This window comes from Curtobacterium sp. MCSS17_015 (assembly GCF_003234265.2).
Lineage (GTDB): Bacteria > Actinomycetota > Actinomycetes > Actinomycetales > Microbacteriaceae > Curtobacterium.
The window spans coordinates 1,016,174-1,035,851 of the sequence record NZ_CP126256.1; the positions used below are offsets into that span (position 1 = coordinate 1,016,174).

Consider the following 19,678-nt stretch of genomic DNA (forward strand, 5'->3'; position numbering starts at 1 on the left):
CGGGGCGCCGTCGGGTCGCACGCGCGTCAGGCGGTGGGGCCGGCGGCGAGCCGCTCGGCCGCGCGGACCAACTGCGCGGTGACCGCGTGCTGCGGCCGCTCGAACACGTCCGCCGCAGTGCCGTGCTCGACGACCGCGCCCTCGTGCACCACGAGCACCTCGTCGGACAGGCGGCGGACTGCACGGAGGTCGTGCGACACGAAGACCATCGCGACCCCGGTGTCGTCGCGGAGCCGTTCGAGGAGCCCGAGCACGGCGTCCTGCACGGTGGCGTCGAGGGCGGTCACCGGCTCGTCGAGCACGAGCACCTCGGGGTCGGTGGCCAGCGCGCGGGCGATCGCGAGTCGCTGCCGCTGCCCGCCGGAGAGCGTGCGGGGTGACCGCCGCCGGAGGACGGGGTCGAGGTCGACCTCCCGCAGCGCCTCCGCCACGCGGTCGCCGAGCGCGCCCGTCGCTCGTCGAGCCCGTCCACCGGTCAGCGCGTCGGCGAGCACCCGGTCCACGTCCCACCGCTCGTCGAACGTGGCACCCGGGTCCTGCACGACGGCGGCGACCCGGTGCCGGCGGCCGCGGCGCTCACACTCCGGCAACGGCGCCCACGGCTGCCCGCTCAACTGCACGGTGCCGGCGTCGGGCGTCTCGAGGCCGAGCAGCATCCGGGCGACGGTGGTCTTGCCGGACCCGGACGCGCCGACCACCCCGAGCACCTGCCCGGGTGCGACCCGGAGGGAGACATCGGCGACGGCGGCGACGCCCGGGTAGGAGCGTCGGAGCCCCTCGGCGGCGAGCACCGGGGCGGCCGAGCGCGCGGGGGTCGTCCTGACCGCGGCCGTCGCCCGACCGGGGGGACGCGGAGCACGGGCTGCGCGCACCAGCGATCGCGTGGCCGGGTGCGCCGGCGCGGCCAGGACCTGGTCGGTGGAGCCCTCCTCGACGATCCGTCCGCCGTCCATCACGGCGACCCGGTCGGCCCACCCGGCGACGAGTCCGAGGTCGTGCGTGACGACGAGCAGCCCGGTCCCACGCTCCTGCGCGGCGTGCAGCTGCTCCATCACGCGCAGTGCGATGCCGGCGTCGAGCGCGGTGGTGGGTTCGTCCGCGACCAGGAGGCCCGGCCGACCGATCGTCGCAGCGGCGATGAGGGCGCGCTGCCGCATCCCGCCCGACAGCGTGCCCGCCGTGCGCCCGTCGGAGGCCAGCGCGGGATCCAGCCCCACGGCCTCGAGCTCGGCGTGGACGGCCTCGACGCGCTCACGCGCGGACAGTGCCGTGTGCAACCGGAGGGCGTCGGCGACCTCGCGCCCGACCGGGCGGAGCGGGTCCAACGCGCCCAGGGCCTCCTGTCCGACGTACCCGACGTGCCGACCGCGGACCGCGCGCCAACGGCGTTCCGACAGACCACGGACGTCCTGCGCAGCGACCATGAGCCGGGAGGCGGCGACCACGGCACCCGGGGCGGAGAGTCCGAGCGCGGCCCGGACGGTCACGGACTTGCCGGAGCCGGACGCGCCGACGAGTGCGACGCACTCCCCGGCGGAGACGCGGAGCGCGACGTCCGTGACGAGGGGGACGTCGCCGATCACGACGGAGAGCCCGGCGACCTCGAGTGCCGGGGCCGAGGACACCGGGAGCCCGTCGGCCGCGCGCGCCGTCACCGTGCCGCTCCCGCTCGGCGGAGGGCGCGACCCAGCACCGTCACGGCGGTCGCGAGGACCACGATCGCGAGACCGGGGAACGTGCTCATCCACGGCGCGGTCTGCAGGTAGGTACGGCCGTCGGCGAGCATCGCACCCCACTCCGGTGCCGGCGGGGGCGTGCCGACGCCGAGGTAGCTCAGCGCCGACGCCCAGACGACCGCCTGTCCGATGCCGAGCGTGCCGACGGCGACGATCGGCCACAGGGCCGCGGGCAGCACGTGGCGGAACACGATGGTGGTGGGGGAGCGGCCGAGCAGCACGGCGGTCTCCACGACCTGCGAGGACCGGGCCGTCCGGACCAGGCCCCGGACGATCCGGGCGTAGCCGGGAGCCGTCGCGAACCCGACCGCGAGCATCGCCGGCACCGGCCCGGGCCCGGTCACGGCGATGACCACGAGCGCCACGAGCAGCAGCGGCAGGGCGAAGGCGACCTCGGTCACCCGTCCCACGACGGCGTCGACGACCCGTCCGCCGAGGCCGGCCAGGACGCCGAGCACGACACCGGTCCCGCCACCGACGAGCGTGGCGACGACCCCGACCAGGAGCGACGCCCGCGTGCCGGCGACCACCCGTGCCAGCACGTCACGGCCCGACTCGTCCGTCCCGAAGGGGTGGCCGGCACCGGGCGGCAGGAGCGCCTCCGACGGCTGCACCGCGAGCGGGTGCGCGCCGCCGAGCAGCGCGGGCCACAGCGCGGCGACCACCGCGACCGCCACCACGGCGGCCGCGGTGGTCCCTGCCGGCCCGAGCGTCCCCCCACGAGATCGCTCGGACCGGCGTCCGGCGCGGGCACCGGAGTCCTGGGGCGGCGGCGTGCTGCCGGGCACGCCGTCCACGGGGGCGGGCCGGGACGGGAGGCCCGGGTCGGCGATGCCGCTCATCGTGCCTCCGCCCCGTCACGCGTCGACCCCGGCGGGTCGTGCCGTTCGGCGCCCCGCGGGTCGACGGCCCGTTCGACGAGGTCCGCGACCGCCAGCACGACGACGTACGCCGCCGCCGACACGAGGGCGATCCCCGCGACGAGGGGCATGTCCCGCTGCGTCACGGCGGTCACCAGCGCCCGGCCGATCCCGGGGAGGGCGAACACCGACTCGACGACGACCGCACCGGACACGAGCGACCCGAAGGCCCAGGCGGACAGGGCGATCCCGGGGAGCGCGGCGTGCCGGAGCAGGTGTCGGCCGAAGAGCCCCGCGCGGGACTCCCCACGGCCGCGGGCGGCGAGCGCGAAGGCGGACCGCTGGGCGTCCACCACGCCGTCGCGGATCGTCTCGGCCAGGTACCCGGCGACCGGCACCGCGACGACCAGCACCGGCAGGACCCACCCGCGCAGCGTGCCGTCGCTCACGGCGGGGACCCACCCGAGGCCGCTCGCGAACACCACGATGAGGACGCTGCCGAGCCAGAAGTGCGGCATCACGCTGGCGGTCACCGAGAGCCCGGTCGTCAGCAGTGCCGCCGTTCGGCCCCGCTGTGTCGACCACCACGCGGCGACGACGGCCAGCACCCACGCCACGACGAGCCCCGCCACCGCGAGGGTGAGCGTGACCGGGAGCTGCTGGGCCAGCAGCGTCGACACCGGTGTGCGGAACGCGTACGAGTCGCCGAGCTGTCCGGTGGCCAGGCGGCTGAGGAACACCAGGTACTGCAGGAGCACCGGTCGGTCGAGGCCGTACTCGCTGCGGACCTGTGCCACCGCGTCGGCGGAGGCCTGCGACCCGGGCCCTCCGAGGATCGCCAGGGCGGGGTCACCCGGGATGAGGCGGATCGCGACGAACACGATCGTGGCGACCGCCCAGAGGACCCCGACGCCGCCGAGGAGCCGGCGCATGACCCAGCGCGCCCACCCCACGCGGGGGGCGCGACGCGGGGGACGCGTGCCGGGCCTCCCGGGCGACACCGGTGTGCTGGTCACCGCTGCGTCAGCGGGCGAGCCACGCCGTCCCGAACCACGGCGTGGAGACCGACGTGGTCGAGATGCCGTGCACGGCCGAGCGGTACAGGAAGTGGTTCTGCTGGTCGTAGAGCGGCAGGACCGTCCGGCTCTCGAGGATGGTCTCCTGCGCCTGCTCGACCAGACCGGCGCGCTCGGAGGAGTCCGACGTCTGCGCGGCCCTCTGGAGCAGCTGGTCGAGGGCCGGGTCGTCGAGCTGGGCGAGGTTCGCGAAGTACCCCGACGGGGCCGGCGTGATCGACGCGGAGTCGTAGAGGATCCGGAGGACGTCCGGGCCGACCTTCGTGTACGGGGCGCTCACGACGTCGTACCGGTTCGCCGCCAGTGCCGCGTACCAGCTGGACAGGTCGAGTTCCTGCAGCTCGACCCGGATGCCGACCTCGGCCTCGGAGGCCTGGATCTGCTGGAACAGGCTGCGCTCGGCGGGCACCGACTGGTTCGTCGAGACCGGGAAGGTCACGGTGAGGGGCGTGCCGTCCTTCTCGCGCACGCCGTCGCTGTTCGTCTTCCAGCCGGCCTCGTCGAGCAGGCGCTTCGCCTCGGACGGGTCGTAGGCGAAGAGCGACTCGTCCGAGTACGACGTCGGCTCGACGCTCGACAGCACCGAGTACGAGCGCTTCGCGGTGCCGAGGAACAGCGATTGTAGGCCGGGGTCGATCTCGGCGGCGGCGATGAACGCCTTGCGGACGGCCTCGTCGCGGAACACACCGTGACCGGAGTTGAGCTCCAGCCGGTTCGAGGCGCCGGGGCGGGGAGCGTCGAGGTCGCGGATGGCGGCCTTCGACGACGCGGCCTTGAGCTGGTCGGGCTGGGCGTTGTCGATCACGTCGACCTGGCCGGACTGCAACGCCGCGTAGCGGGAGGTCGAGTCCGGCAGGAACCGCCACGTCAGGCCGTCGAGCCGGGGCTTCGTGGTGGAGCCGCCGAGCGGGGTGTAGTCCGCGTTCTTCGTCAGCGTCACGCGGTCGCCGTGCTTCCAGTCGGACACCGCGAACGGACCGGTGCCGACCGGGGACTCGCAGTTCGTCGCCTGGTCGCGCTCGAGGGCCTTCGGTGACTCCATGCCGACCCAGGGCTGCGAGAAGGACTCGAGGAGCGCTGCGTCGGGCCGGCTCAGCGTGAGCGTCACCGTGCGGTCGTCGGTGGCCGTGGCCTCCTCGATCGACTGCAGGGCGAGGTACCCGGTGCTCGAGGCCGTCGCCGGGTCCTGCACGTGCTCGATGTTCGCGACCACGGCCTCGGCGTCGAAGGGCGTGCCGTCCGTGAAGGTGACGTCGTCACGCAGCGTGAAGGTGAGGGTCGTGCCGTCGTCGCTCGTCGTCCACTCCTGGGCGAGCTCGGGCGTCGGCTCGCCGTCGTCGTCGAGGCCGACGAGCTCCTCGATGTACTGCGTCGCCAGCAGCGCCTGCGGGTAGTTGCCGCCGACGTGCGGGTCGAGGCAGGTCGGCTCGGCGTCACCGGAGGCGTACGTCAGCGTGCCGCCGCGGACCGGCGTGCTGCTGTCGCTGGGAGCGCCGCCGGAGCACGCGGCGACGGCCAGGAGGATCGTGGCCGCGCCGGCGACGCCGGTCACGATGCGCCGCAGCGCCGGGCTTTTCTGTACTGGGTCCAAGATCATGGCTGGTCGAGTCTAGCGCTTTACTGGGCGCATGGACGAACCGATCCGCCGCGGGGGCCGCCCCCGCCGCTCGAGCGCCGAGGTGCTCGCGGACGCGGCCGCCGAACTCTTCCTCGAGCAGGGCTACGCGCGCACGACGGTCGACCAGATCGCCGCCCGGGCCGGGGTCAGCCGGGCCACGTTCTTCAACTACTTCACCGCGAAGTCCGACGTCATGTGGCTCGACCTCGACGCCGCCGTCACGGACCTGCCGCAGCACCTGGCCTCCTCCACCGAGCCGAGCGCCGTCCGCGCCGTCGAGGACGCCCTGCTCGCCGCTGCCCGCGCACACGACCCCGAGCGCGTCCCGTGGGCGATCGCGCAGGCCGAGGTGATGGACGTCGGCGCCGAACTCGTGGCGAGCGTGGCCACACGGGTGACGGCCCAGCACCAGGCCGTGGCGTCCTTCGTCGCCGGGCGGACGGGCGAGCACCCCGGGTCCCTCTGGCCGCAGACCGTGGCGGGGTCGATGCTCGGCGCGGCGGCTGCGGCGTTCGGCGTGTGGGTGACCGACGGGGTCGCACGGCGGCCGCTCGTCGAGTACGTCGGGGCGGCGCTGACGCCGGTGGCGGCGGGGCTCGACGCACGCTGACGCCGCGGTCGTGGGCGTCGGTGTGACGCGTCCGGGCGACTCGCGGTCGGACGGCTCCGCGGGGCCGCGCCGCTGGTAGGTTCCCAGGTGCGCCGTCCGAGGGGGACGGGCACCGACACCAGGGGGACCCTTGTCCGACACACCCGCACAGCAGCCGTCGTCGTCCGGACCGGGCGGACCGGACCCCGAGCGTCCCGAGGGGCAGGAGCGCCCGGCAGGCCAGGGGCAGGTGCCGCCGCCGCAGTGGACCGGCGGGCGTGACGCGCAGACCGGCGCTCCCCAGGGCCCCGCGGCGCAGGCGTCGCCGATGCCCGGGCAGCAGCAGTACCCGGCCGGGCCACAGGGTCAGCAGCAGTGGCAGGGCCCTGGTCCCGTGCCGCAGCCCGGCGGCGCTGCCGCCTTCGGTGCCCAGCCCCCGCAGCAGTCCCGCGGACGCCGGGTCCTGGTGACGGTGGCCGGCATCCTCGCGTTCGTGATCGCCGCCGCGCTGGTCCGGTGGGGCTTCGCGTCCTTCGGCGGTCCGTCCAAGCAGGAGCTGGTCGACGAGGGCGTCGCGAAGATCTCCGAGCAGACGACGTTCCCGAAGCAGGTCGACTCGATCACCACGTGGACCGGGGTGGAGGCCGAGGACGAGGCGATCCACTACCGCTACAGCGTGGACGCCGATCCCACGGCGATCTCCGAGCAGTCGATCCGTGACTCCGTGCTGTCGAACCTCTGCTCGACGACGGCGACCCGCGACATCCTCGAGGAGGACATCGCGATGCGGTACTCCTACGTGTTCCCGGGCTCCGACCAGACCGTCGACCTGGAGTTCACGAACGACGACTGTTGAGCGGCGCCGTCGGCCGGTCAGGCCCGCAGCGTCCCTGCGCCGCCGGCGGCCACGTCCTCGACCGTCCCGTCCCGCACGACCTCCGGGATCTCGTCGCTCGTCGGCTGCAGCACCGGTGCGCCCGGCACGGACAGCGTGAGCACCGCCTCCTCGACGTACTGGCTCTCCTCCAGCGACTCCTCGATCCGGCGGAGTCGCCCGGCCACGTGCTCCTCGGTGTCGTTGCCGACCAGGTCGACCGCGGCGACGAGGTACACGCGCGACGGGCCGACGAACTCGAGGTGCAGGTAGCTCACGCTCTCGACCTGCTCCCGGGCGAGCAGCTCGACGAGGACCGCGTTCTCGAGCTCGGGTGAGGTGCTCTCGCCGAGCAGGAACCGCCGGTTGCGGTCGATGAGCACGACCGCGACCACTCCGAGCAACAGCCCGACGGCGATGGACCCGATCGCATCGAACACGGCGAGCCCGGTGACCTGGTGCAGGAAGACCCCGAGGAACGCGATGACCAGGCCGATGAGGGCGGCCGCGTCCTCGGCGAAGACGGCTCGGAGCGTCGGGTTCGACGACTGCAGCACGTGGCGGAGCACCGGGACCCGACGCTTCGTCGCGGCGCCGCGCGCCTGTCGGTACGCCTGCAGGAAGCTCGTGCCCTCGAGCAGGAACGAGACGCCGAGCACGATGTAGTTCAGCGTGACGTCCTCGGCCGGGCCGGTGTCCCCGAGCTCGCCGATGCCGTGGGTGATGGAGACGATCGCGCCCGCGGTGAAGAGCCCGAACGCGGCGAACATCGACCAGATGTACGTCTCGCGGCCGTAGCCGAGCGGGTGCCTCGCATCGCGCTTCCGGGCACCCCGCCGTTCCGCGACGAGCAGGAAGACCTCGTTGCCGGTGTCCGCCCACGAGTGCGCGGCCTCGGCGACCATCGACGCCGAGCCCGACACGAGGGCGGCGACCGACTTCGCGATCGCGACGAGCAGGTTCGCCCCGAAGGCGATGAGGACGGTGAGCAGCGACTCGGGCTTCTGCTGCGAGGACGAGGCGTCCGGAGCGGTTCCCGGAGCCTCGGGGGACGACGACGAGGGCATCGCTCCAGCATGCTCCCGTCCGGTAGAGTCGGACCCACAGGCATCGATCCGGCCATCACCGGGGAGCCTCCCGGAAGAACGCGGCACCCGACGGGGGTCGTCAGTAGAACCAGGCGGGTTCGGGACCGACACCACCCCGACGCAGAGTGGTCACGAGCAGGCGTTGCGCCGGTCCGTGGCAAGCGAGGTGGTACCGCGGAGCGCAGGCTCCGTCCTCGTGGTCCAGTTCCACCGACCTCCAGGAGCCTCCCGTGCGGTACCCGCTGAACTCCGACTCCGACGGCGTGACCCCGTCCCCGTCCTTCCCCGCGGTCGAGGACGGCATCCTCGCCTTCTGGAAGGGCGACGACACCTTCCGTGCCTCCGTCGCGCAGCGCGAGGGATCGGACGAGTGGACCTTCTACGACGGCCCGCCGTTCGCGAACGGCCTGCCGCACTACGGCCACCTGCTGACCGGCTACGCCAAGGACGTCTTCCCGCGCTACCAGACCATGCGCGGCAAGCAGGTGCACCGCCGCTTCGGCTGGGACACCCACGGCCTCCCCGCCGAGCTCGAGGCGATGCGCCAGCTCGGCATCACGGAGAAGCACGAGATCGACGCCATGGGCATCGACGTCTTCAACGCCGCCGCCAAGAGCTCGGTGCTGCAGTACACCGACGAGTGGCAGCAGTACGTCACCCGGCAGGCGCGCTGGGTCGACTTCGAGGACGACTACAAGACCCTCGACGTCACCTACATGGAGAGCGTCCTCTGGGCGTGGAAGACCCTCTGGGACAAGGGCCTGGCGTACGAGGGCTTCCGTGTCCTGCCCTACTGCTGGAACGACCAGACCCCGCTGTCGAACCACGAGCTCCGCATGGACGACGACGTCTACAAGACGCGTCAGGACCAGTCCGTCACGGTCGCGTTCCCGCTGACGGGTGCGCGGGCGGACGAGCTCGGGCTGACCGGCGTCCGCGCCCTCGCCTGGACGACCACCCCGTGGACGCTGCCGACCAACGCCGCGCTCGCGGTCGGTCCGGCGATCGCGTACGCGGTCCTGCCGGCCGGTCCGGGAGGCGCATCTGACGGTGGCGCCGCCGGTTCCGCCACGTACCTGCTCGCGTCCGACACGGTCGCCGCGCACGCGAAGGACCTCGGCTACGCCTCGGCCGAGGAGGCCGTCGACGCCGTCACCCGGACGATCGAGGGCCGGGAGCTCGACGGCGTCACCTACGAGCGCCTGTTCGACTTCCTGTCGGAGACCGAGGGCATGGAGAACGGCTGGAAGGTCCTCGTCGCCGAGTACGTCGAGACGGGCGAGGGCACCGGGATCGTGCACCAGGCCCCGGCCTACGGTGCCGACGACCAGGAGGTCTGCGCGGCCGCGGGCATCCCCGTGGTGCTCTCCCTCGATGAGGGCGGCCTCTTCACGTCGCAGTTCGGCGAGGTCGCCGGGATGCTCTGGTCCGACGCGAACAAGCCGCTGACGAAGGCCGTCCGCGACGCCGGCCGGCTCCTCCGCCAGGCCTCGTACGAGCACAGCTACCCGCACTGCTGGCGCTGCCGCAAGCCCCTCATCTACAAGGCGGTCTCGTCGTGGTTCGTCCGCGTCACCGAGTTCCGCGACCGCATGGGCGAGCTGAACCAGGACATCACCTGGGTGCCGGACAACGTGAAGGACGGTCAGTTCGGCAAGTGGGTCGGCAACGCCATCGACTGGTCGGTCTCCCGCAACCGTTACTTCGGCACGCCGATCCCGGTGTGGGTGTCCGACGACCCCGAGTACCCGCGCCAGGACGTCTACGGCTCGCTCGAGGAGATCGAGCGCGACTTCGGCCGCCTGCCCCGGAACGCCGAAGGCGAGGTCGACCTGCACCGCCCGTTCATCGACGAGCTGACCCGGCCGAACCCGGACGACCCCACCGGGCGGTCGACCATGCGCCGGATCACCGACGTGTTCGACGTCTGGTTCGACTCCGGGTCGATGCCCTACGCGCAGGTGCACTACCCGTTCGAGAACCGCGAGTGGTTCGACACCCACAGCCCGGCGGACTTCATCGTCGAGTACATCGGGCAGACCCGCGGCTGGTTCTACGTCATGCACGCGCTGTCCACCGCCCTGTTCGACCGTCCGGCCTTCACGAACGTGATCAGCCACGGCATCGTGCTCGGGTCCGACGGGCAGAAGATGTCGAAGAGCCTGCGGAACTACCCGGACGTGTCCGAGGTGTTCGACCGCGACGGCGCCGACGCCATGCGCTGGTTCCTCATGTCGTCGTCGGTGATCCGCGGCGGCAACCTCGTCGTCACCGAAGAGGGCATCCGCCAGGGCGTCCGCGAGTTCCTGCTCCCGCTGTGGTCGACGTACTACTTCTTCACGCTCTACTCGAACGCGTCGGGCGGGTCCGGCTACGGTGCCGAGCGCCGGACGGACTCGACCGACGTGCTCGACCGGTACCTGCTCGCCAAGACCCGCGTGCTCGTCGCCGACGTCACGACGCACCTCGACGCGCTCGACACCCCGCTGGCCGCGCAGGCGATCCGCGACTTCGCCGACGTGTTGACGAACTGGTACGTCCGCCGCTCGCGGGACAAGTTCTGGGCCGGCGCGGAGACCTCCGCGGAGGCCCGGGCTGCGTTCGACACGCTGTTCACGGTCCTCGAGACGCTCGCCCGGGTGGCGGCGCCGCTGGCACCGCTCGTCACCGAGGAGGTCTGGAAGGGCCTGACCGGTGACCGCAGCGTGCACCTGACGGACTGGCCGTCGGCCGACGAGTTCCCCGCTGACGACGCCCTCGTCGCCGCGATGGACCGGGTGCGGGACGTCGCGTCGAAGGGTCTCGCGCTCCGCAAGGCGACCGGCAAGCGCGTCCGCCTGCCCCTCGCCACGCTGACCCTCGTCGTGCCGGACACCGCCGCCGTCGAGCCGTTCTCGGACATCCTCCGCGACGAGCTCAACGTGAAGCGGGTCGTGCTCGAGCAGCAGGCCGAGGAGTCCCTGGCGCAGTACGGCATCGAGCGGAAGCTCACCGTCAACGCCCGCGCGGCCGGCCCCCGCATCGGCAAGGCCGTGCAGCAGGTGATCCCGGCCGCCAAGAAGGGCGACTGGACCGCGACCGAGACCGGTGTGACCGTCGGCGGCATCGACCTCGTCGAGGGCGAGTTCACGCTCGACCTCACCGTGGCCGACACGTCGAAGGCCGTGGCGTTCCTCGACGGCGGCGGGTTCGTCGTCCTCGACACCGTCACCACGCCGGAGCTCGAGGCCGAGGGCATCGCCCGCGACGTCGTGCGCGCGGTGCAGCAGGCTCGTCGTGACGCCGGTCTGGACGTCGGCGACCGGATCGTCCTGACGCTCCGCGCCGACGAGACGGCCGCTGCCGCGATCGGCGTGCACGAGACGCTCATCGCGAACGAGACCCTCGCCGGCGGAGTGCAGGTCGTGCCGACGGTGTTCGGTCAGGACGAGGACACCGTCGCGGTCGGCGACGGAGCGAAGGTGACCGTGGAGGTCCAGCGCGCATGACTGACAGCAACGAGTACGAGGTCCCGGCGGAGGACGCGGACGGGATCGAGATCCCCGTCGGTCCGGCGGGCGACACCGCTCCCGGCGAGGAACTGCCGTACGGCGGCGACGACGACGAGGTCCGCCGTGTCGAGGCAGCGCTCATCGCCAGGATCGGGGAGCAGGCTCCCGAACGGCGCCTGACCGCCACCCGACGTGCCGTCGAGCTCCTCGGCGACCCGCACCTGGCGTACCCGGTCATCCACATCACCGGGACGAACGGCAAGACGTCGACCGCTCGGATGACCGAGAGCATCGTCCGCGCCCACGGGCTCCGGACCGGTCTCATGACGAGCCCGCACCTGGTGTCGATCCGGGAGCGCATCGTCATCGACGGCGAGCCCATCGCCGCCGACCGGTTCGTCGAGAACTGGGACGACATCACCCCCATCCTCGAGATGACCGACGCCGAGCTCACCGCGAAGGGCGAGCAGCCGCTGACGTTCTTCGAGGCGCTGACCGTGCTGGCGCTCGCGTGCTTCGCCGAGGCGCCCGTCGACGTCGCCGTGATCGAGGTCGGCATGGGCGGCGAGTGGGACTCCACCAACGTCGTGCAGAGCCAGGTGCAGGTCTTCACCCCGATCGCCATCGACCACGCGAAGCAGCTCGGCAGCACCGTCGCCGAGATCGCCCGCACGAAGTCCGGCATCGTGAAGCCGTCCTCGTCGGTGGTCACGAGCGCGCAGACCGCAGAGGCCCTCGCGGAGCTCGAGCGCGCGGCCGAACTCACCGAGTCGACCCTCGCGGTCGAGGGCACCGTGGGCCCCTCCGAGCCGGTACCTGACCGTCGGGGAGCGGCAGGCAGGCCGAGCTCGCAGGGATTCCGGGTCACGAGCGACACCCCGGCCGTCGGCGGGCAGCTCGTCAGCGTGCAGGGCATCGCCGGCACGTACGACGACCTGTTCGTGCCGCTGTTCGGTGCGCACCAGGCGCACAACGCGGCGGTCGCGATCGCTGCGGTCGAGTCGTTCCTCGGGCGGGGGAGTCAGGCGCTCGACGAGGACGTCCTCAGCGAGGGGCTGGCCAACGCCACGAGCCCCGGGCGCCTCCAGCCGATCGCGACCGGACCGACCGTCGTGGTCGACGCCGCGCACAACCCGCACGGGGCGAAGGCACTCGCCGATGCGCTCCCGGTGGCGTTCCCGTCCGGGCACGTCGTCGGCGTCGTCGGGATCCTCCGCGACAAGGACGCCCGCGGGTTCGTCCGGGCGCTGAAGGACACCGTCGCGACCTTCGTCGTCACGCAGCCGCCGGGGGAGCGCGCCCTGGACGCGGACGAGTTCGCCCGGGTCGTCGTCGACGAGGTCGGCAACGACCGCGTCGTCGTCGAGCCCTCGCTCGCCGGTGCCCTGCAGGAGGCTCGCGACCTGGCCGAGGACGCCGACGCCGAGGACGCGATGGTCCTGGTCGCCGGCTCGATCGTCATGGTCGGTGCGGTCATGGACCTGGTCCACCGGGAAGGCGGGACGAAGTGACGGACGCCGGCGGGGCCTCCCGGCCACCCCGCACCCGCCGACCGCGTCGCGACCGCGGAGCCCGCGAGAGCCTGCTGTCGATCACGCTCGTGCTCGAGGCGATCATGTTCTTCTTCCCGATGCTCGTCGTCTACGGCAAGCACACCCTGCCGGCCGCACTCGCGTTCGGCGGGGGACTCGCGGCGATCGTCGTGCTCGCCCTCGCGTCCCGGATGACGGGTTCCCCGGCCGGTGTATGGTTCGGGTGGCTGCTGCAGGCGGCCATCCTCGCCACCGGGTTCATCGAGCCCTTCATGGTCGTGGTGGGCCTGGTGTTCCTGGCGTTGTGGGTCTTCTGCTTCGTCAAGGGCGGTCAGCTCGACCGGCAGAACGCCGCCCGTCGCGCCGCACTCGGCGAGGACTGATCCATCCCACCTCGAACCGCAGGGAGTCCCGCTGTGTCCGAACTCGAAGAGACCCTCGTCCTCGTCAAGCCCGACGGCGTCGCCCGCCAGCTCACCGGTGAGATCCTCCGCCGGATCGAGGCGAAGGGCTACGAGATCGTCGACCTGAAGATGCTGACCGCGCCGCGCGAGCTGCTCGACAGCCACTACGAGGAGCACCAGGGCAAGCCGTTCTTCGAGCCGCTCGTCGAGTTCATGCAGTCCGGACCGGTCGTCGCCGTCCGCGTCGCGGGCAACGGCGTCATCGCCGGGTTCCGCTCGCTGGCCGGCACCACCGACCCGACCTCGGCCGCGCCTGGCACCATCCGTGGTGACCTCGGTCGCGACTGGGGCCTCAAGGTCCAGCAGAACCTCGTGCACGGCTCCGACTCGGCCGAGTCCGCCGCCCGTGAGCTCGGTCTCTGGTTCGCCTGACGCGACCTGATCGGACCAGTTCCGCTCGGTACGGCAACGGCCCCGCACTCCTCGGAGTGCGGGGCCGTCGTCGTGCGGTGCGGGTGTTACTGGCCCGAGGCGCCGTTCGCCTCGACGAAGGCGGCGAACGCCTGCGCGTCGGCCCACGAGTTCGTGCCCTGGCCGTTGTACTGCTTCCCGTTGACGATGACCGTCGGTGTGCCGGTCAGCTTCGGCAGGTCCGAGTTCGGCAGCGGCTCGGTGAGCGCCCGGTTCGTGGCGTCCGCGACCCAGCCGGCGAACTCCTGGTCGGTGATGCACGACTCGACCTTCGCGTTCGTCGCGCCGGCCTCCTTCGCGATGTCGGCCAGCTCGTCGTTGCTGAGCCCGCGGGTGTTCTCCGACGGCTGGTTCTCGTAGAACGCGCTGTTGACGTCGAGGAAGGCCTCGGGGTCGTAGTTCGCGACGCAGGCGGCGGCGGCAGCCGAGCGGGTGGAGTACTTCGAGCCGAGCGACGCGCGGTCGAGCAGGTTGAACGGGCGCACCTCGAGCGTGGCGGTGCCGTCCTGGACCCACTGCTTGATCTGGTCCATGTTGCCGGTCTCGAACTGGTTGCAGATCGGGCACATGTAGTCCTCGTACACGGTGATGTTCGTGACCGAGTCGTCCTGCTTCGTCGGTGTCGGCTCCCCGCCCTCGGGGATGGCCTTCGTCTCGACGGGGACGATCTTGCCGCTCTCACCGGTCAGGACGATGCCGTCACTCGCCATGTTCTTCGGTCCGGGCCCGACGGGCTGGATCGAGTTGGCGATCACCAGCACGACGACCGCGACGAGCGCGAGCGACCCGACGATGATCCCGCTGATCGTGAGCGTCTTGTTCCGACGCCGACGGGCCTGCTCCTTCTGGCGGGCCTCGCGGGCACGCTCGCGCGCAGCGTTCCGGCGCGCCTTCTTGCTCTCGTTGTCGCTCATCGGGAACGAGCGTAATGCCCGCGGGCAACACGATCGGGCCGCTGTGCTGGGAAGCACCCAGGAATCCGGTGACGCGTCACCGGCGTTGTCGGCGGACGGTCACGACCGCCGGGGTCGGACGGGGCACCGACCCGGGCTCAGAGCGTGGTCAGGACCGTCGGGAACGTGACGAGGATCACCACGATGATGAACAGGTAGTTCGCCAGCGGGAACGCCCAGCAGAACGGCAGCAGTGCTCTGCCGACGCGGCGGGCGCCGGCACCGAAGGGCAGGTTCCCCTTCGCCAGGTTCCAGATCGTGAACACCCAGAACATCGGGATGGTCATCGCCCACACGAGCATGCACCAGGGGCACAGGTACCCGATGAACCACACGGTCTGGGTGAAGAGCCACGTGACGAACACCCAGGCCAGGAGCAGCCCGGCGTTGAAGAGCGTCCAGAACCACTTCGTCCCGCGGAAGCCCGCCAGCAGCACCGCGCCGACGGCGATCGGGGCGACGAAGCCCATGACGCCGAGCACCGGGTTGGGGAAGCCGAACAGGTGTCCCTGCGCGCTCGCCATGACGTTCGAGCAGTTCACGAAGGGGCTGACGTCACACGACAGCACGGCCTGCGGGTTCTCGTACTTCTCGAACTCGTCGAGGACCAGCCGGAAGGCCGCGTAGAGCCCGACCACACCGGTGACGAGCAGCAGGATCGCGACGGCGACGGGGCGGCGGGGAGCGACAGGCGTGGAACTCACGGCGTCATCTTCGCACGGGGCTCCCGACGTTCTCCGTGACCGCGTGCGATGATGGGGGAGTCACCCGGCCGATCCGGGCGACGACGAGAACTTGCCGGGCCACCGCCCGGACGTGATGGTGCTGTGAGAGAGCACCGTGACCGGACGACGCGTCACCTCCGACGCCGAGCCGCCGTGAGCCGGGTGCCCACGACGACGGACGCGGAGACGACGGACCGGTCACGCAACAGCAGCGAGCGCGGGGGCGGAGTCGCCGCCCGCACCGAAACGAGAGAATTCCCGCCACCCTCCGGGTGCGTGCGGGGTCGAGGAGTGCACCAGTCCATGGTGGATCAGAACGAGAACCAGAACCAGAACACCGACGACGCGCCGAAGCGCCGGACCCGCCTCTTCGGCGGCCGCCGCGCCCGGTCCGGCGGCCTGGAGGCCCACGAGCCGTCCGACACGTCGACGGACGCGGTCGAGACGGTCAGCTCGGACGACGAGCCGGATGTCGCCGGGTCGGTCGACGTGACCGAGACGGTCAACGTCGCCGAGACGGTCAACGTCGCCGAGACCGTCGACGTCGCCGAGACGGTCGACGTCGTGGACGGCGTGGACGTCGTCGACACCGCCGACGTGACGGACACGGCCGAGGCGGACGTCGAGCAGACGTCCGAGGCCGACGAGCTCGTGCTCGACACCGCCACCGGTCCCGTGCCCGTCGCCGTGGACACGACCTCGGGTGCGGGCACCGCGCCCGAGGACGTCAGCACCCGCACCGGAGACGCCACCGTCGCGGACACGGCCGGCACCGCCGCGCAGGCCGGTACCGCAACGCCGACCGGCACCGCTGCGCAGGACGAGACGGCCGCGCAGGACGAGACCGCGGGCCAGGACGTGACGGCCGGCCAGGACGACACGGCGGCCGGCCCGGACGAGTCCGGTGCCGCACCGACCGTCAGCGCGGCGGACGCGAGCGACGAGGCGGACGCGGAGCGGGCCTCCCGTCCGGCCCGGACCGGCGAGACCGCCGAGCCGACCCCCGCCGAGCCGTTCGTCCCGAAGGCCACGAGCACGCTCAGCCTGATCTTCCACGCCCCGGTGCTGCCCGACCTGCCGGCCCGCCCTGAGCGCGACCGCTCCGGCCGCGACCGGTACGAGCGCAGTGAGCGTCCGGAGCGTGGCGGCCGTGGTGACGGCTACGGCCGTGCGGACCGTTTCGACCGCGACGACCGCGACGACCGTCCGGAGCGCAGCGAGCGCGCCGACCGGACCGATCGCTGGGACGACGAGGACCGCGACGAGCAGGGTGGCGGCCGCCGCCGGACCCGCCGCCGGGGGAGCAGCAGCGACCGCGAGCAGGCCGAGCCGCGCCACCGCGAGCCGGAGCTCATCACCGAGCCGCAGCGCATCAAGGGTTCGACGCGCCTCGAGGCGAAGAAGCAGCGCCGCCGGGACGGGCGTGACGCCGGGCGTCGCCGTCAGGTCGTCACCGAGGACGAGTTCCTCGCCCGCCGCGAGAGCGTCGACCGCCAGATGATCGTCCGGTCGAGTTCCTCCACGATCGAGATCGGCGTGCTCGAGGACAACGTCCTCGCGGAGCACTACGTCACCAAGTCGCAGAACGTCTCGCTCATCGGGAACGTCTACCTCGGCAAGGTGCAGAACGTCCTGCCGTCGATGGAGGCCGCCTTCGTCGACATCGGCCGCGGCCGCAACGCCGTGCTCTACGCCGGCGAGGTCGACTGGAACTCGGTCGACACCAGCCACGGTCGTCGTATCGAGGCCGCCCTCAAGCCGGGCGACAAGGTCCTCGTGCAGGTCACGAAGGACCCGGTCGGCCACAAGGGCGCCCGCCTGACCAGCCAGGTGTCGCTGCCGGGCCGCTACCTGGTCTACGTGCCGAACGGCTCGATGAACGGCATCTCCCGCAAGCTGCCGGACACCGAGCGTGCCCGCCTCAAGAAGATCCTCAAGGAGGTCCTCCCGGAGCACGCCGGCGTCATCGTCCGCACGGCTGCCGAGGGCGCCACCGAGGACCAGCTCACCCGTGACGTGCAGCGCCTCACCAGCCAGTGGGAGGCCATCGAGAAGAAGGTGCAGAGCGGGCAGGCCCCGGTCATGCTGCACTCGGAGCCCGACCTGCTCGTCAAGATCGTCCGCGACGTCTTCAACGAGGACTTCACGAAGCTCATCATCGACGGCGAGTCCGCCCGCCAGACGATCGACGAGTACCTGACGGCCGTGGCGCCGGACCTCAAGGACCGCGTCGAGATCTACGACGGACCGGACTCGTTCGAGGAGTACCGGCTCAACGAGCAGATCGAGAAGGCCCTCGACCGCAAGGTGTGGCTGCCCTCCGGCGGTTCGCTCGTGATCGACCGCACCGAGGCCATGACGGTCGTCGACGTCAACACCGGCAAGTTCGTCGGCTCCGGGGGCAACCTCGAAGAGACGGTGACGAAGAACAACCTCGAGGCCGCCGAGGAGATCGTCCGCCAGCTCCGCCTGCGCGACATCGGCGGGATCATCGTCGTCGACTTCATCGACATGGTCCTCGAGGAGAACCGGGACCTCGTGCTCCGCCGCCTCGTCGAGTGCCTGAGCCGGGACCGCACGAAGCACCAGGTGGCCGAGGTCACCTCGCTCGGCCTCGTGCAGATGACCCGCAAGAAGATCGGTGTCGGCCTGCGCGAGTCGCTCGACGAGGTCAACGCGAAGGTCAACGACAACAACGCCGATCCCGGTCCGAGCAAGGGCCGCCGCAAGGCCAGGGGCGGCAACGGGAACGGGAACGGCGGGGCCGCCAACGGCGGCAACGGCGGGTCCGAGCAGAAGTCGTCGGCGCACCAGATCACGGACGACGTCAAGCACGCGCTCTCCCGGATCGCCGCGTCGACCATCGCGCACGAGGAGTCCGGCGAGCCCCTGACGGGGATCGCCACGACCGTGTCGCCGGTGTCGCCGGTGACGGTCGCCTCGCCGACGTCGCCGGTCGCCCCGGCGGCCGAGACGCCGAGTGAGTCCACCGGTGGGTCGAAGCGTCGTCGTCGTCGCGGGAGCCGGGCCGGTGACGCGCAGCAGGCGTCCACGCTCGAGACCCCCGCGGCCGAGGCCGTCCTGCCGGGCACGACGTCCAGCAGTGACACGACCGCCGCGCAGCAGGCCGCTGCCGCACCCGAGGAGCAGCAGCCCGCTGCCGTCTCCGGCACCCGGGAACCCGCCATGCAGCAGCCCGTCACGCAGCAGCCGGTCGCAGCGGAGCCCGTCACGCCGGTCGTGCCGAAGGAACGCCCCGCCGGCCGTCGACGGGTCAGCTCCTCGGCTGCGATCACGCCGGCGGACACCACGGTCGCCATCCTCGACATCCCGGTCGGCGTCGCGAAGCGCGAGCCGCGCCGGGTCAGCGAGGAGGCAGCGGAGTCCCTCCTCGACTCCGTCCTGCAAGCACTCCCGGAGCCCAAGCAGCCCGGTCAGGGACGCTCGCGGTCGCGTCGCGTCTCCTCCGGCAGCATCAGTGCTCCGGCGAACCCCACCGGCACCGAGGACGACGGCACCGTCATCGTCGGGCGGTGACGTGACCGACGAGCGCCGTCCGGGTGGTCACGGTCCCGTGCCGGACCGTGACCGCCAGGACGGCGGCTGGACCGCCGTGCCCCCGCGCGCCCCGCAGCCGGCAGGGACGTACACCGGGTACCGGACGCCGGTCGTCGTGCCAGGAGCCTCCTCGCTGGCCACGACGGGCGCGGCCCTCACGGTCGTGAGCGTCGTCGTGGTGGAGTTCGTGGCGGGCCTGGTCGGCCTGATCGGGACGAGCACGATCGTCGGGCCCTTCCGGAACCACGGCGGGACCAGCCTGGTCGAGGCGTTCGTCCAGAACGTCTTCGTCGCACGCTTCCCGTTCCACCTGGCTGCCTTCCTCGTGCTGGCGTTCCTGGTGCCGGTCGTACCCAGGGCTCCGTTGCCGGTGGTCCTGCTGCGCACCGTGCTCGCCGGTGCGGGCGGCACCCTCGCGCTCGCACTCGTGGGCGTCGCCACCGGGGCGTACGAAGCCGTCCGTCAGGGGACGCTCGGGCAGGGCATCGGCCGGCTGCTCGTCGACGTGGTGACCACGCCGGTGCAGATCGGGCTGCCGCTCACCCTCATGCTCCTCGGGTCGTCCACAGTGGCCTGGCTCTGGCTCGGACGAGCGCGCTCCCGACCGTCCCACCCGTCCGGGCCGCCGGAGGGCTGAGGTCGGCGGTCGCGCCTCGACACGACGTGGCGCGCCGTCCTCCCGGCCCCGTCCCGGCGCACTGAC

The 19,678-nt window shown here is 72.3% G+C and carries 15 protein-coding genes; 8 read left to right on the plus strand and 7 right to left on the minus strand.

Annotated elements, in window-relative coordinates; all coding sequences use genetic code 11:
* Positions 1–26: 26 nt before the first annotated feature.
* The 4 genes from DEJ18_RS04805 to DEJ18_RS04820 form a co-directional block, all read right to left on the minus strand.
* Positions 27–1,655: an ATP-binding cassette domain-containing protein gene (locus DEJ18_RS04805; RefSeq protein ID WP_111211288.1), complete on the minus strand. Its 1,629-nt coding sequence runs from the start codon at positions 1,653–1,655 to the stop codon at positions 27–29.
* On the minus strand, positions 1,652–2,578 hold the full coding sequence (locus DEJ18_RS04810) for an ABC transporter permease (protein WP_111211287.1): 927 nt from the start codon (positions 2,576–2,578) through the stop codon (positions 1,652–1,654). The genes DEJ18_RS04805 and DEJ18_RS04810 overlap by 4 nt, the downstream gene beginning before the upstream one ends.
* The gene (locus tag DEJ18_RS04815; RefSeq protein ID WP_111211286.1) at positions 2,575–3,528 is read right to left on the minus strand and encodes an ABC transporter permease; all 954 of its coding nucleotides are present in this window, start codon (positions 3,526–3,528) and stop codon (positions 2,575–2,577) included. The genes DEJ18_RS04810 and DEJ18_RS04815 overlap by 4 nt, the downstream gene beginning before the upstream one ends.
* Positions 3,529–3,619: 91 nt before the next feature.
* A complete protein-coding gene (locus DEJ18_RS04820; RefSeq protein WP_111211285.1) occupies positions 3,620–5,269 on the minus strand; it encodes an ABC transporter substrate-binding protein in 1,650 nt (549 codons plus the stop codon).
* A 31-nt stretch (positions 5,270–5,300) separates the two neighbouring features.
* On the opposite strand from DEJ18_RS04820, the gene DEJ18_RS04825 reads away from it, so the two are divergent.
* Together DEJ18_RS04825 and DEJ18_RS04830 are read left to right on the plus strand one after the other, a co-directional pair.
* On the plus strand, positions 5,301–5,900 hold the full coding sequence (locus DEJ18_RS04825) for a TetR/AcrR family transcriptional regulator (RefSeq protein WP_111211284.1): 600 nt from the start codon (positions 5,301–5,303) through the stop codon (positions 5,898–5,900).
* Positions 5,901–6,030: 130 nt separating this feature from the next.
* Complete coding sequence (locus DEJ18_RS04830; protein ID WP_146241617.1) at positions 6,031–6,735, plus strand: hypothetical protein; 705 nt, start codon at positions 6,031–6,033, stop codon at positions 6,733–6,735.
* A 17-nt stretch (positions 6,736–6,752) separates the two neighbouring features.
* Here the strand turns inward: DEJ18_RS04830 and DEJ18_RS04835 are convergent, their stop codons facing one another.
* Positions 6,753–7,820: a cation diffusion facilitator family transporter gene (locus DEJ18_RS04835; protein ID WP_111211282.1), complete on the minus strand. Its 1,068-nt coding sequence runs from the start codon at positions 7,818–7,820 to the stop codon at positions 6,753–6,755.
* Positions 7,821–8,071: 251 nt separating this feature from the next.
* On the opposite strand from DEJ18_RS04835, the gene ileS reads away from it, so the two are divergent.
* From ileS to ndk, 4 genes are read left to right on the plus strand one after another with little or no spacing between them, the layout of a single operon-like run.
* Positions 8,072–11,329 carry an isoleucine--tRNA ligase gene (gene ileS / locus DEJ18_RS04840; protein ID WP_111211281.1) on the plus strand — a complete coding sequence of 1,086 codons (3,258 nt, stop codon included), beginning with the start codon at positions 8,072–8,074 and terminating at the stop codon, positions 11,327–11,329.
* Positions 11,326–12,843: a bifunctional folylpolyglutamate synthase/dihydrofolate synthase gene (locus tag DEJ18_RS04845; protein WP_111211280.1), complete on the plus strand. Its 1,518-nt coding sequence runs from the start codon at positions 11,326–11,328 to the stop codon at positions 12,841–12,843. Before ileS ends, DEJ18_RS04845 begins: the two co-directional genes overlap by 4 nt.
* Complete coding sequence (locus DEJ18_RS04850) at positions 12,840–13,247, plus strand: DUF4233 domain-containing protein (RefSeq protein ID WP_111211279.1); 408 nt, start codon at positions 12,840–12,842, stop codon at positions 13,245–13,247. The genes DEJ18_RS04845 and DEJ18_RS04850 overlap by 4 nt, the downstream gene beginning before the upstream one ends.
* 33 nt (positions 13,248–13,280) lie before the next feature.
* A complete protein-coding gene (ndk, locus tag DEJ18_RS04855; RefSeq protein WP_111052520.1) occupies positions 13,281–13,700 on the plus strand; it encodes a nucleoside-diphosphate kinase in 420 nt (139 codons plus the stop codon).
* A gap of 86 nt (positions 13,701–13,786) precedes the next feature.
* On the opposite strand, the gene DEJ18_RS04860 is transcribed toward ndk, so the two are convergent.
* Together DEJ18_RS04860 and DEJ18_RS04865 are read right to left on the minus strand one after the other, a co-directional pair.
* A complete protein-coding gene (locus DEJ18_RS04860; RefSeq protein ID WP_111081210.1) occupies positions 13,787–14,653 on the minus strand; it encodes a DsbA family protein in 867 nt (288 codons plus the stop codon).
* Positions 14,654–14,790: 137 nt separating this feature from the next.
* Positions 14,791–15,396: a vitamin K epoxide reductase family protein gene (locus DEJ18_RS04865; RefSeq protein ID WP_111211278.1), complete on the minus strand. Its 606-nt coding sequence runs from the start codon at positions 15,394–15,396 to the stop codon at positions 14,791–14,793.
* A gap of 324 nt (positions 15,397–15,720) precedes the next feature.
* On the opposite strand from DEJ18_RS04865, the gene DEJ18_RS04870 reads away from it, so the two are divergent.
* Positions 15,721–18,954 (plus strand): Rne/Rng family ribonuclease, encoded by a 3,234-nt coding sequence (locus tag DEJ18_RS04870; RefSeq protein WP_181434260.1) that lies wholly within the window; start codon positions 15,721–15,723, stop codon positions 18,952–18,954.
* Between the two features lies 1 nt (position 18,955).
* The gene (locus DEJ18_RS04875; RefSeq protein WP_111211277.1) at positions 18,956–19,612 is read left to right on the plus strand and encodes a hypothetical protein; all 657 of its coding nucleotides are present in this window, start codon (positions 18,956–18,958) and stop codon (positions 19,610–19,612) included.
* Positions 19,613–19,678 lie beyond the last annotated feature (66 nt).

Excerpts from the sequence above, each read along its gene's own strand:
- DEJ18_RS04810 (WP_111211287.1), bottom strand. The coding sequence starts at position 2,578 with ATGAGCGGCATCGCCGACCCGGGCCTCCCGTCCCGGCCCGCCCCCGTG.
- DEJ18_RS04815 (WP_111211286.1), bottom strand. The coding sequence starts at position 3,528 with ATGCGCCGGCTCCTCGGCGGCGTCGGGGTCCTCTGGGCGGTCGCCACG.
- DEJ18_RS04820 (WP_111211285.1), bottom strand. The coding sequence starts at position 5,269 with ATGATCTTGGACCCAGTACAGAAAAGCCCGGCGCTGCGGCGCATCGTG.
- DEJ18_RS04825 (WP_111211284.1), top strand. The coding sequence starts at position 5,301 with ATGGACGAACCGATCCGCCGCGGGGGCCGCCCCCGCCGCTCGAGCGCC.
- DEJ18_RS04835 (WP_111211282.1), bottom strand. The coding sequence starts at position 7,820 with ATGCCCTCGTCGTCGTCCCCCGAGGCTCCGGGAACCGCTCCGGACGCC.
- DEJ18_RS04845 (WP_111211280.1), top strand. The coding sequence starts at position 11,326 with ATGACTGACAGCAACGAGTACGAGGTCCCGGCGGAGGACGCGGACGGG.
- DEJ18_RS04860 (WP_111081210.1), bottom strand. The coding sequence starts at position 14,653 with ATGAGCGACAACGAGAGCAAGAAGGCGCGCCGGAACGCTGCGCGCGAG.
- DEJ18_RS04870 (WP_181434260.1), top strand. The coding sequence starts at position 15,721 with ATGGTGGATCAGAACGAGAACCAGAACCAGAACACCGACGACGCGCCG.